Source organism: Mycolicibacter heraklionensis (genome assembly GCF_019645815.1).
In the GTDB taxonomy this organism is placed as follows: domain Bacteria; phylum Actinomycetota; class Actinomycetes; order Mycobacteriales; family Mycobacteriaceae; genus Mycobacterium; species Mycobacterium heraklionense.
This window is the reverse complement of record NZ_CP080997.1, coordinates 4,453,093-4,465,280: the sequence shown is the minus strand read 5'-3', so window position 1 is coordinate 4,465,280 and position 12,188 is coordinate 4,453,093. Positions and strand designations below refer to the sequence as shown.

7 protein-coding genes and 1 pseudogene are annotated in these 12,188 nt (G+C 68.2%); 3 read left to right on the top strand and 5 right to left on the bottom strand.

All coding sequences use genetic code 11. From position 1 onward, the window contains the following. Positions 1–3: 3 nt before the first annotated feature. On the bottom strand, positions 4–1,239 hold the full coding sequence (locus K3U94_RS21100) for an MFS transporter (RefSeq protein ID WP_230987266.1): 1,236 nt from the start codon (positions 1,237–1,239) through the stop codon (positions 4–6). Positions 1,240–1,286: 47 nt separating this feature from the next. After that, positions 1,287–1,958 (bottom strand): cholesterol catabolism transcriptional regulator KstR, encoded by a 672-nt coding sequence (gene kstR, locus K3U94_RS21095; RefSeq protein ID WP_047320684.1) that lies wholly within the window; start codon positions 1,956–1,958, stop codon positions 1,287–1,289. A 218-nt stretch (positions 1,959–2,176) separates the two neighbouring features. On the opposite strand from kstR, the gene K3U94_RS21090 reads away from it, so the two are divergent. From K3U94_RS21090 to glgB, 3 genes and pseudogenes are all read left to right on the top strand, one after another. Continuing rightward, positions 2,177–4,315: an acyl-CoA dehydrogenase family protein gene (locus tag K3U94_RS21090; RefSeq protein WP_220694911.1), complete on the top strand. Its 2,139-nt coding sequence runs from the start codon at positions 2,177–2,179 to the stop codon at positions 4,313–4,315. 139 nt (positions 4,316–4,454) lie between these two features. Further along, a pseudogene (locus K3U94_RS21085) lies at positions 4,455–4,700 on the top strand (alpha-1,4-glucan--maltose-1-phosphate maltosyltransferase); the annotation flags it as partial. A gap of 7 nt (positions 4,701–4,707) precedes the next feature. Further along, positions 4,708–6,918 carry a 1,4-alpha-glucan branching protein GlgB gene (glgB, locus tag K3U94_RS21080; RefSeq protein WP_220694910.1) on the top strand — a complete coding sequence of 737 codons (2,211 nt, stop codon included), beginning with the start codon at positions 4,708–4,710 and terminating at the stop codon, positions 6,916–6,918. Positions 6,919–6,934: 16 nt separating this feature from the next. On the opposite strand, the gene K3U94_RS21075 is transcribed toward glgB, so the two are convergent. Genes K3U94_RS21075 through malQ form a run of 3 tightly spaced genes read right to left on the bottom strand, consistent with a single transcriptional unit; the run spans position 6,935 to position 12,120 of the window. Next, a complete protein-coding gene (locus K3U94_RS21075) occupies positions 6,935–8,293 on the bottom strand; it encodes a maltokinase N-terminal cap-like domain-containing protein (protein WP_220694909.1) in 1,359 nt (452 codons plus the stop codon). Continuing rightward, a complete protein-coding gene (treS, locus tag K3U94_RS21070; RefSeq protein WP_047320688.1) occupies positions 8,290–10,089 on the bottom strand; it encodes a maltose alpha-D-glucosyltransferase in 1,800 nt (599 codons plus the stop codon). Before treS ends, K3U94_RS21075 begins: the two co-directional genes overlap by 4 nt. Positions 10,090–10,119: 30 nt before the next feature. After that, the gene (gene malQ, locus K3U94_RS21065; protein ID WP_220694908.1) at positions 10,120–12,120 is read right to left on the bottom strand and encodes a 4-alpha-glucanotransferase; all 2,001 of its coding nucleotides are present in this window, start codon (positions 12,118–12,120) and stop codon (positions 10,120–10,122) included. Positions 12,121–12,188: the final 68 nt, after the last annotated feature.

Sequence of the window (12,188 nt, the reverse complement as noted above, 5' to 3'; positions counted from 1 at the left end):
CGCTCAGGCTAACGGGGCGGCGGTGGCGCCCCTGATCCTGGCTGTCTCGGGCATCGCGGTCAGGTAGAGCACGAAACCCGCGCCGGCCACCGCTGCCAGGGCGATGAACGCCGTGTCGTAGCCGGCGGCCGAGACGATATGGCCGGCGATGAAGTTCGACAAAGCGGCGCCGACACCGCAGGCCGCGGTGATGGCCCCCAGGCTGACGTTGAAGCGGCCGGTGCCGTGCGTGACATCCTGCACCACCAGCGGGAACAGTGCACCGAAGATCCCCGCTCCCACCCCGTCGAGCAACTGCACCCCGACCAGCCAGTAGGAGTTGTCCCAGACCGGGTAGAGCAGCCCCCGGAAGGTCAGCACCGCGAACCCCACCAGGAAGATCGGTTTGCGACCCCAGACATCGGCTTTGGAGCCGGTCAGATAGGCCACCGGCACCATCACCAGCTGGGCGGCCACGATGCACGCCGCCATCAGAGCGGTGCCGACCTCGGTGTTGACCAGAGCCAGTTCCTGGCCGACCAACGGCAGCATCGCCGCGTTGGCGAAGTGGAACATCACCACGGTCGCGCCGAACACCAGCAGTTGCCGGTTGCGCAGCAGCACCGCGAATCCCGATGGCTGCGGATGGGGCTCGCCGGCCAGATGATCCATGCCCCGGGCGACGTCGTGATCGATCGCGGAGTCGGGGACGCGCAGCGTCGCCACCACGCTCAGCGCGGCCATGGCGGCCAGCATCCAGAACACCACGACCGGGCCGTAGAAGTAGGCCAGGCCCCCGGTGGCGGCCGCGGTCGCGGCATTGCCGGCGTGGTTGAACGATTCGTTGCGGCCGAGCCGTTTTGCGAACATACGTGGACCGACCACACCGAGGGTGATCGCGGCCAGCGCCGGAGCGAACACCGAAGCCGCGATTCCGGTCAGCAACTGCAACGCCGCGACGCTGTAGAAGCCGGGGAACAGCGGCATGGCCAATGCCGCCGCCGTGACCGCCAGCGCACCGACAACGAGCAGTGCGCGCTTGGCGGTGGTTCGGTCGACCAAGGCACCCACCGGGGTCTGCGCCACGACCGCGGCGATCCCGCCGATCGCCATCACGAGGCCGATCGACGCCTGGTCCCAATGGTGGGTCACCAGCAGGTAGACCGACAGATAGGGGCCCAGCCCGTCGCGCACGTCGGCCAGGGTGAAGTTCAACAGGTCCAGCGCGTGCGCCAGCCGGCGCGGAATCGGATCCGCCACCGGTTCTGAATCTGGTGAACCGGTGCGCATCTTCTTCGAAACTGGGACTAGACCTTGGGACTGTCGTCGTCGCCGATCAGCAACCGGACCGCCAGGTCCAGGCGGGTGCTGAAATCGGTGGCCGACGCCCGCCGGGTCAGCCAGGCGAGCAGGTTGGACAGCCACACATCCGAGATCACCCGGGAGATGTGGTACTGCTCCTCGGTGGGCTCGCCGTCGCTCATGGCCCCGGCGAACATCGAGTCGATCAATTTCTGGACATGGTCGACTTCGCCGGCCGCCGAGGCGTCGGCGAAGACATAGGCCCGGGTCATGGCCTCGGTGAGCAGCGGGTTGCGCTGCATCGCGCGGTTGAGTTTGTTGACCACCAGGTTGAGCCGCTGGTGGCGAGTGGTGGCGGCGAACGTCGCCGGATCGGTCTTGGTGTCCACCCGCGCGATCTCCCGGCCCATCGCCGAGACCAGTAGGTGAACCTTCGAAGGGAAGTAGCGGTACAGGGTGCCGACGGCCACGTCCGCACGGTCGGCGACCGCACGCATCTGCACCGCGTCGTAGCCTCCCTTGGAGGCGATCGCCAGCGTCGCGTCGAGGATGCGCTTGCGGCGTTCGCGTTGCGCTTCGGAGCCCAGGTCGGATTCAGTCAGCACAGCGACGTTGACCACCTCGCGCGGTTGGCTGGCCGATCCGCGGCCCGCGGTGCCCTCAGCTGGTGACGTCATGTGCTGCGCGGCTCCCTCCGTCGATCTGCTGGCCCATAACGATACGCACCGCGGTGTCGAGTTTCCGTACTCCCGACGCCGGCCGGACCCAACGTGTCCAGCCACAACGGTTCGACTTGACGCTCGGACGCTGGCACTATTAGAACACGTTCTAGTGGTTGGTGGGGGCGTTCGTGACCCGCCTCTCCCAAGCCCGTTTCGACCCGGAGGAGCCCAGCGTGTCCGTGAGTACCACCGACGAACAGCTCGCTGCCCGCGAGCTGGTCCGCGACTGGGCCGCCGCCGCGGGCACCACCGAGGCGATTCGTGCCGCGGAATTGGGCGAAACCGATTCCTGGCGAGCCGTTTTCGCGCGCCTGGCCGAGCTGGGCCTGTTCGGGGTGGCGGTGCCCGAGGAGTCCGGCGGGGCCGGCGGGCGTCTCGAGGATCTCTGCGCGATGGTCGACGAGGCCGCGAAGGCCCTGGTCCCCGGGCCGGTGGCGACCACCGCGCTGGCCACCCTGGTGGTCACCGATCCGGCGCTGGCCGAAGCCCTGGCCGCCGGCGAACGGGTGGCCGGGGTGGTGACCGACCCGTCCGCGGCGACGGTGAGTTTCGATGCCGCGGCCGGCCAGGCCACCGGCACCGCGGATCGGGTGCTCGGCGCCACCACCGACGGGCTGCTGCTGCTACCAGCCGGCCAGGACGGCCAGGCCTGGATCCTGGTGGACGCCCGCGCGGACGGGGTGGTGGTCGAGCCGCTGGCTGCCACCGACTTCTCCCGGCCACTGGCCAAGGTGACGCTGTCGGCAGCCCCGGCCGTGCCGCTGGAGGCCGGCAGCCGGGTGGAGAACCTGGTGGTCACGGTGCTGGCCGCCGAGGCCGCCGGGGTGGCCCGCTGGGCGTTGGACACCGCCGTCGAATACGCCAAGGTGCGTGAACAGTTCGGCAAGCCGATCGGCAGCTTCCAGGCCGTCAAGCACCTGTGTGCGGAGATGCTGTGCCGGGCCGACCAGGCCGCCGTGGCCGCCAGCGATGTGGCGCGCGCCGCAGCCGACCCCGATGACCAGCAGTTCGCGATTGCGGCCGCGGTGGCCGCCGCCATCTGCATCGACGCCGCCAAGGCCAATGCCAAGGACTGCATCCAGGTCCTCGGCGGCATCGGCATCACCTGGGAGCACGACGCGCACCTGTACCTGCGCCGGGCATACGGCATCGGGCAGGCACTGGGCGGGCCCGAGCGCTGGCTGCGCCGCACCGCCGCACTGACCCGCGACGGCCTGCGCCGCCGGCTGGAGGTCGACCTCGGCTCGGACGATGTGGCCACCGACGTCCGGCCCGAGATCGCTGCGGAGGTGGCCCGCATTGCGGCGTTGCCGACCGATCAGCGTCAGGTGGCGCTGGCCGAATCGGGCCTGCTGGCACCGCACTGGCCAGCGCCCTACGGACGCGCGGCCGGCCCCGCCGAGCAGCTGGTGATCGACCAGGAACTCGCCGCGGCCGGCGTCGGACGTCCCGACCTGGTGGTCGGCTGGTGGGCGGCTCCGACGATTCTCGAGCACGGCACGCCCGAGCAGATCGAGCGCTTCATCCCGGCCACTCTGACCGGTGAGGTGTTCTGGTGCCAGTTGTTCTCCGAGCCGGGCGCCGGCTCAGACCTGGCGGCGCTGCGCACCAAGGCGGTGAAGGTCGACGGCGGCTGGCGGTTGACCGGTCAGAAGGTCTGGACGTCGCGAGCCCACGACTCGCAGTGGGGCGTCTGCCTGGCCAGAACCGATCCCGACGCGCCCAAACATAAGGGCATCACCTACTTCCTGGTCGATATGGCCGCCGAGGGCATCGACATCCGGCCGCTGCGGGAGATCACCGGCGAGGCCCTGTTCAACGAGGTCTTCCTCGACGACGTATTCGTCCCCGACGAGCAGGTGGTCGGCGGCGTCAATGACGGCTGGCGGCTGGCCCGCACCACCCTGGCCAACGAGCGCGTCGCGATCGCCGGCGGCACCGCGTTGGGCAACCCGATGGAGGAGCTGCTGAAGACCCTGGCGGATCGGGAGCCCGACACCGCCACCGCCGAGCGGCTGGCCCGGCTGATCATCGCCGCGCAGGCGGGTTCGCTGCTGGATCAACGCATCGCCCAGCTTGCGGTCGGCGGCCAAGACCCCGGCTCGGAGTCCTCGGTGCGCAAGCTGATCGGGGTGCGCTATCGCCAGGAGCTGGCCGAGTTCCGGATGGACGTGGCCGACGGGGCCGGCGCGGTGGCCGGGCGCGAGGTGCACGACTTCCTCAACACTCGGTGCCTGTCGATCGCCGGGGGCACCGAGCAGATCCTGTTGACGCTGGCCGCCGAGCGGCTGCTGGGGCTGCCGCGCGGGTAGCTCACCGCTGTCGCGCTGGCCGTCGGTCGCGTAGCTTTCCGTCACCGCGGGTACCCACTGTCGGAATCGCAGCCGACGAACGGAGTACTGGGTGCCGGGCCGAATCGAGGTCGATGGCGTTACGCCGGTTGTGTCCTGCCGCAGGCACCCCGCCCCGCAGCAACTGCGCACGCTGCGATTCCACTCGATCGACAACGACGCGCTGTTGGCCTACAGCAAATTTGATCCGGCCAGCGGTGACACGGTGCTGGGCATGGCGCCCTACGAGCGGTTCTGGGTGCGTGACGAGAGCGGGGAGGAGTACCAATGGGGGCAGGACAATTACGTGCGACTCGACCCGGTGATGAGCGCGCAAGCGCGAACCGAGCAACTGCATCGGAGGTGAAGACCCGATGACACGAAGCAAACACCAGGCCGGTGGGCTGGCCGTGAACCTCGAAGATGTCGACCGGCTGATGTCCGGCGTGCACTACGACCCGCACGCGATCCTCGGCGCCCACGACGACGGTGAACACACCGTGATCCGAACTCTGCGCCCCGGTGCGCACGCGGTGGCGGTCTTGGTCGGCGGTAGCCGGATCCCGATGCAACACCTGGGCGAGGGGCTGTTCGCCGCAACGCTGCCGTTCGCCGACCTGATCGACTATCGGCTGCAGATCGACTATCCGGGCGCCGCCGAACCGCTGGTGGTGGCGGACGGGTATCGCTTTCTGCCGACGCTGGGCGAGATCGACCTGCACCTGTTCGCCGAGGGGCGACACGAACGGCTTTGGGAGGTGCTTGGCGCCCATCCCCGCACGTTCACCACCCCGGACGGGACGGTGACCGGGGTGTCGTTCGCGGTATGGGCGCCCAACGCCAAGGGAATCGGCTTGATCAGTGACATCACCGGTTGGGACGGTATCGGAGCGCCCATGCGGGCGCTCGGTTCTTCCGGTGTGTGGGAACTGTTCTGGCCGGACTTTCCGGTCGGCGGGCTGTACAAGTTTCGGGTTCACGGCGCAGACGATGTCGTCACCGAGCGGGCCGACCCGATGGCGTTCGCCGCCGAAACCCCGCCGCACACCGCGTCGCGCGTGACTACCAGTCGCTACACCTGGAGCGACAGCGACTGGATGAGCCGGCGAGCCACCGCCAACCCGGCGTTCGAGGCGATGAGCATCTACGAGGTCCATCTGGGGTCCTGGCGCCCTGGGCTGAGCTACCGGCAGCTTGCCGTGGAATTGACGGACTACGTTGTGCAGCAGGGGTTCACCCACGTCGAACTGCTACCGGTCGCCGAGCACCCGTTCGGCGGGTCGTGGGGCTATCAGGTCACCTCGTACTACGCGCCGACCGCTCGCTTCGGCACGCCCGACGATTTCCGTGCGTTGGTCGACGCGCTGCACCGTGCCGGCATCGGAGTGATTGTGGACTGGGTGCCGGCGCACTTCCCGAAAGACGCCTGGGCATTGGGCCGCTTCGACGGCACCCCGCTGTACGAGCACGCTGATCCGCACCGCGGCGAGCAGCTCGACTGGGGCACCTATGTGTTCGACTTCGGCCGGCCTGAAGTGCGCAACTTTTTGGTGGCCAATGCGCTGTACTGGCTCCTCGAGTTCCACATCGACGGGCTGCGGGTGGATGCCGTGGCCTCGATGCTCTACCTGGACTACTCGCGACCCGAGGGCGGCTGGACACCCAACGTCCACGGCGGTCGAGAGAATCTGGAGGCGGTGCAGTTCCTGCAGGAGATGAACGCAACCGCACATAAGTCGGCGCCCGGTATCGTCACCATAGCGGAGGAATCGACCTCGTGGCCCGGCGTTTCCAGGCCGACAAGCCTTGGCGGGCTGGGCTTTTCGATGAAGTGGAACATGGGCTGGATGCACGACACCCTGGCCTATCTCGGTCACGACCCGGTGCACCGCTCCTACCATCACCACGAGATGACCTTCTCGATGCTCTATGCCTACAGCGAGAACTTCGTGCTGCCCATCAGCCATGACGAAGTGGTGCACGGCAAGGGCACGCTATGGAGCCGCATGCCTGGCGACGACCATGCCAAGGCGGCCGGGGTGCGCAGCCTGCTGGCCTACCAGTGGGCGCACCCCGGCAAGCAGCTGCTGTTCATGGGCCAGGAGTTCGGCCAGCGCGCCGAGTGGTCGCAGGAACGGGGGTTGGACTGGTTCCAGCTCGACGCATCCGGTGAACAGGGCGGATTCTCTGCCGGAATCCAGTGCCTGGCACGCGATCTCAATGCCGTGTACCGCAGCCGCCCCGCGCTGTGGAGCCAAGACATCAACCCGGCCGGTTATTCCTGGATCGACGCCAACGACTCCGCCAACAATGTGCTGAGCTTTTTGCGTTACGCGGCGGACGGATCGGTGCTGGCGGCGGTGTTCAACTTCTCCGGTGTGGCGCACACCGACTACCATCTGGGCCTGCCGTTCGCCGGCCGGTGGCGCGAGATACTCAACACCGATGCCGTCGACTACAAGGGCGGCGGCGCCGGCAATCTCGGTGGCGTGGACGCCGTCGACGAGCCTCGTCACGGCCGCCCGGCCTCCGCCGTACTGGTGCTGCCCCCGCTGTCGGCGCTGTGGCTCGAACCTGCCCAGTGATGGCTGCGACGCGGTGTCAGGCGGCGGTCAGCCGAGTCAGCGCCCGCAGCGGAATGGGCAGCCAGGCCGGCCGGTGGCGGGCCTCGTAGCCGGCCTCATAGACCGCCTTGTCCACTTCGTAGGCGGCCAGTAACGCGGCGCTGTCACGCGGGTCGGCGCCAGATTCGGCCCCATAGCCCTCACAGAAGGCGCTGCGGCAGCGGTCCAGCCACTCGCGGGCGCGGGTGGCCAGTTGCCGGTCGTGGCCATCACGCGACACGTCGGCCAGTTTCCCGTACGCGGCGTACTCGTAGGACCGCAGCACCCCCGCGACATCTCGCAGCGGCGAGTCCGGCCTGCGACGCTCCGACAACGGCGCGCCGGGCTCGCCTTCGAAATCGATCAGCAGCCACCCGTTCGGGGTACGCAGCACCTGACCCAGATGCAAGTCGCCGTGGACTCGCTGCACCGTGATCTTCTCGTCGGCCAGTGCCGCGAATCGTTGTTCGATCGCAGCCATGTGGGGGCGCAGCTCGGGCACCGTCTCCGCCGTCGCCGCCAGCCGCGACAGCAGCGTCTGCGCCGGGAAGACCGACTCCGACGTCCCGAGGCTTTCGGCGAGTGTCCGGTGCACCGACGCGACAGCCTCACCGAGCCGGTACGACTCGCCGGCGAAGTCGCCGCCCACTTCATAGGCGTACAGGTCGGCTTCGGCGAACAGATCGCGCACACTCGCGGTCGCCATCGCCCAGCCTTCGGCGGAGTTCATCGCGTATTCGCTGACCATGCCCAATGCGTAGGTCAGCACGCCGGAGTCGCCCGGCAACTCGATCCGGTAGGAGCCCAACAGTCGCGGCACGTGGGGGTTGGCGGCCCGGCCCAGCGCCGCGTTGAGCTCGATGTCCGGGTTGATGCCGTCTCTGGGTCGCCGGAACACCTTGAGGACCACTTTCTCCTCGACGATGACGCTGGTGTTGCTCTGCTCGGCTTCCGATACGCGAGAGTCGGCCCGGACCGGCAGCGCTGCCCCCGGCTCCGGTGCGAACGTGACGTCGCCCCGCTGGGCCGACGAATCGATCAGTGACAACAAGACTCGGGTGGTCGCGGCGTCATACAGCGCGTCATAGGCGGTGTGGCCCGCATGGGTTCCGATCATCGCGATCTGGGCGTATTCCGGCGCCAGGTCCACGTCCCAGGCGACTATCACCTGGTAGCGATCGGCGGTGCCGTCGGTGTAGCCGACATCGATCAGCACCAGCTGCAGCCCGTCACCCAGCTCCTGCACCACAACGGAATCTGCGTTCCTCAGTTGCCGATTCCGTCCCGCGTACCAGCGTCGGGTCGGTAGCCATTCCGCCCACGGCAGGCCCGCTGGTTCGCCGGTGCCACCAGTCATGACATGTCCTCCTTCGACTCGCATGGCTCGCACAGCTGAAACCAGTAGAAGCCGTGCCCGGGCAGCGTGAGCAGGTATGGGAGTTTTCCGATTCGGGGAAATTCCACGGACCCGGTGAGTTCCACCGGCGTATGGCCGTCCCAGTGCTGCAGATTCAATTCGATCGGCTGCGGAAACCGGGACAGGTTGTTGACGCACAAGACGGTGTTCCCCTCGTCGCCCGAGATCTCCCGCACGTAGGCCAGCACTGACGGATTGGACCCGCCCAATTCCCGGAACCCGCCAAGGGCGAAAGCTTCATAACGGCGCCGGATGGCGAGCATGGTTCGGGTCCAGTTGAGCAACGACGTCGAGGTGTCGCGTTGCGATTCGACGTTGACCGACTGATGGCCGTAGACCGCGTCTTGAATGGGCGGCAGATAGAGGCGACCGGGGTTCGCGGTGGAGAAACCGGCATTGCGGTCGGGTGTCCACTGCATCGGGGTGCGCACCGCGTCCCGGTCGCCCAGCCAGATGATGTCCCCCATGCCTATCTCGTCACCGTAGTAGAGGATCGGGGAGCCGGGCAACGACAGCAACAGGGCGGTAAACAGCTCGATCTGGTTGCGGTCTTTGTCCAGCAGTGGAGCCAGCCGGCGCCGGATCCCCACATTCGCCTTCATCCGAGGGTCTTTCGCGTATTCGGCGTACATATAGTCACGCTCGTCGTCGGTGACCATCTCCAAGGTCAACTCGTCATGGTTGCGCAGGAAGATTCCCCACTGCGCCAGATGCGGGATCGGCGGAGTCTGCGCCATGATCTCTGAAATCGGGAAGCGTGACTCGCGGCGCACCGCCATGAAAATGCGTGGCATCAGCGGGAAGTGGAATGCCATGTGGCATTCGTCGCCGCCGGTGTCGGGGTCGCCGAAATATTCGACCACGTCGGTGGGCCATTGATTGGCCTCGGCCAGCAGCACCGCGCCGGGGAACTCGTCGTCGACAACCTTGCGGCAGCGTTTCAGGAAATCATGTGTCTCGGGCAGGTTTTCGCAGTTGGTTCCCTCTCTCTCGAACAGGTATGGCACCGCGTCCAAACGAAAACCGTCGATGCCGAGGTTCAGCCAGAACCGCAGCACGTCGATCATGGCCTCCTGCACCGCCGGGTTGTCGTAGTTCAGGTCGGGCTGGTGGGAGAAGAATCGGTGCCAATAGAACTGGCGGCGAACCGGGTCAAAGGTCCAGTTGGACTCTTCGGTGTCGACGAAGATGATCCGTGCGTCGGCGTACCGCTCGCTGGTGTCGCTCCACACGTAGTAGTCGCCGTGGGGGCCGTCCGGGTCCTGGCGCGACTGTTGAAACCACGGATGACTGTCGGAGGTGTGGTTCATCACCAGGTCGGTGATGACCCGGATGCCCCGTCGGTGCGCAGCGTCGAGCAGTTCGACGAAGTCATCGACGGTGCCGAACTCCGGCAAAACCTTGTAGAAGTCCCGGATGTCGTAGCCGCCGTCGCGCAACGGCGAGTCGTAGAACGGCGGCAGCCACAGGCAGTCGACGCCGAGCCACTGCAGGTAGTCCAGCTGCTCGGTCAGGCCGCGCAGGTCACCGATGCCGTCGCCGTTGGAGTCGTAGAACGCCCGGACCAGCACCTCGTAGAACACCGCACGTTTGAACCAGACGGGGTCCGCAGGCAGTGCCGCGGCATCGCCGAAGTCGTCTGCGCTCGGGTGCTCGACGATGCCGTCCTCGACATGGCTACCCGATGCGGGGTCTGGTGGGTCCTGACCAAATTCGTGGTGAGCGTCGATGGCCATATCTCGACTTGTACCCCATTCCGCACGTGATTACCTGCCGGATGTTTCGTGACCTTCGTCGGGCGAGAACAACGCCGCGATGCGGGCGATCCTCGGGTCGGCTTGCAGCTGCTCAAGAGGTTGGGGCAGCGGCAGCCGCCAGTTCGGGTATTGGTCGACGGTGCCGGGCAGGTTGGGCTGACACGGCTCGGCCAGCACGTCGTAAGGGGAGACCAGCTTCAGCCGGCTCGGGGTGGCCGCCAAGAAGCGGTGCAGGGCGTCGATGATCGTCTGCTCATCCGGCGCCCCGGTGTCCTCGGGCCCCAGCAGCCCTTCGGAACGCAGCAGCGCGAGCCACTCGGCGCGTTCTTTGTCGGCGGCGGCCTGCGCGGCCGCCACGTCGTCGAGCAGCCCCCGGGTGGCGCGTGCCCGCACATGCTCGGCGCGGAAGAACCCGGCCGCGGTGGGCAGGTCGTGGGTGGAAATGCTGGCGGCCACCCGCGACGGCCACTTCGCCGGCGGAAGCAACGGCTGGCCGGGGGCCGACTCATCGCGGGTGAACCAGGAGACCGCGCAGCCCAGCATTCCGTTGTCGGCCAGTGCCCGGGTGACTTCCGGTTCGACGGTTCCCAGGTCCTCGCCGATGACGACCGCGTTGGCGCGATGCGCCTCCAGCGCCAGAACCGCGAGCATGACGTCGGCGTCGTAGTGCACGTAGGTACCGCGATCGGGGCCCTCACCGGGTGGGATCCACCACAGCCGCCACAAGCCGGCGACGTGGTCGATGCGCACACCGTCCGCGTGGGCCAGCACGGCCCGCAGCATGTCGCGCACCGCGGTGTAGCCGGTGGCCGCCAAGCGGTCCGGCCGCCAGGGCGGTAGCCGCCAGTCCTGGCCCCGAGGGCTGAAGGTGTCCGGAGGCGCACCGACACTGGCCTGCACGGCCAGCACGTCGGCCAGGGCCCAGGCATCGGCGCCCTCGCCGTCGACGCCGACTGCCAGGTCATGCAGCACTCCCAGCGCCATGCCGGAGTCTTTGGCGGCGGCCTGGACCGCCAGCAGCTGCTCCGCGCAGCGCTGCTGCACCCAGGCATGGAACGCGACCCGCGGCGCGAGCTCTCGGCGGGCCGCCGCGACCGCTGAGCCGGTTGCGTCGCGCAGCGGCGCCGGCCAACTCGACCACCGCCCGCCATGACGTTCGGCCAGCGCGCAGTAGGTCGCCCAGTCGCGCAATGCCCTGTTCTCCGACGACTCGTCAACGGGGCAGGGGCGACCCTCGGCACGCCAGAGCAACTCCAGGGCCGCGCGTTTGGCCGCCCAGACCAGGTCGTAGTCGATTCGCGCGGTGTCCGCAGCCACCCGTAGCGCGTCGACTTCCGCCCGGGTGTCCGGATCGGCGCGGTGGTAGGCGGCGAGGTCGACGATGCTCAGTGCCAGCGGGTTGGCAAACCGCCGGCTCGACGGCGTATACGGCGACGGCTGCACCGGATGCGTCGGTCCCGGCGCGTGCAGCGGATTGAGCAGGACCGCCCCGGCGCCGTGTTCGGTGGCAGTCCAGGCCACCCAATCCCGCAGGTCTGACAGGTCGCCGATGCCCCAGGAGCGCGCGGACCGCAACGCGTACAACTGCAGCATCCATCCCCACGTGGCCGGCGCCTGCGGCACCCGGGCGGGAGCCGCCACCAGCGTGACTTCCTGGCCATTGCGCAGCTGAAGTCGGTACCAGCCCGCAGCCAGCTCGGCGGGCAGTTCATCGCGCACCACCGTGCGCTCGCCGTCCTCGCTCAGCACCGCGGCGGCCCCCGGGAACGACAGGGGCAGTCCGGTCACCCGGACGGCGGCCGTGGGTGGCGCCGCACCCGCACGCCGGCGTTCGTTCAGCCTGGCCAACTCACGACGACGGTCGGCTTCGTTGCCGGCCTCGACTTCGAGCAGCCGAAGCACCCGGACCACGACGTCGGTGTCGACCTGCACCAACTCGCGCCGTTCGTTGCGGTAGGCGGTCGCCACGCCGTGTGCCGTTGCCAGCCGGCGCAGGTCATCAGCCACCACGACAACGTCTATACCCGCGTTGGGGGCGTTTCAACAACGGCCACCGTAATGTCGTAGGCGGCCATAGT

What these genes read in the sequence shown, in the direction of transcription:
- treS (WP_047320688.1), bottom strand. Translation starts at nt 10,089, where the DNA reads ATGGCCATCGACGCTCACCACGAATTTGGTCAGGACCCACCAGACCCC.
- glgB (WP_220694910.1), top strand. Translation starts at nt 4,708, where the DNA reads ATGACACGAAGCAAACACCAGGCCGGTGGGCTGGCCGTGAACCTCGAA.
- K3U94_RS21075 (WP_220694909.1), bottom strand. Translation starts at nt 8,293, where the DNA reads ATGACTGGTGGCACCGGCGAACCAGCGGGCCTGCCGTGGGCGGAATGG.
- kstR (WP_047320684.1), bottom strand. Translation starts at nt 1,958, where the DNA reads ATGACGTCACCAGCTGAGGGCACCGCGGGCCGCGGATCGGCCAGCCAA.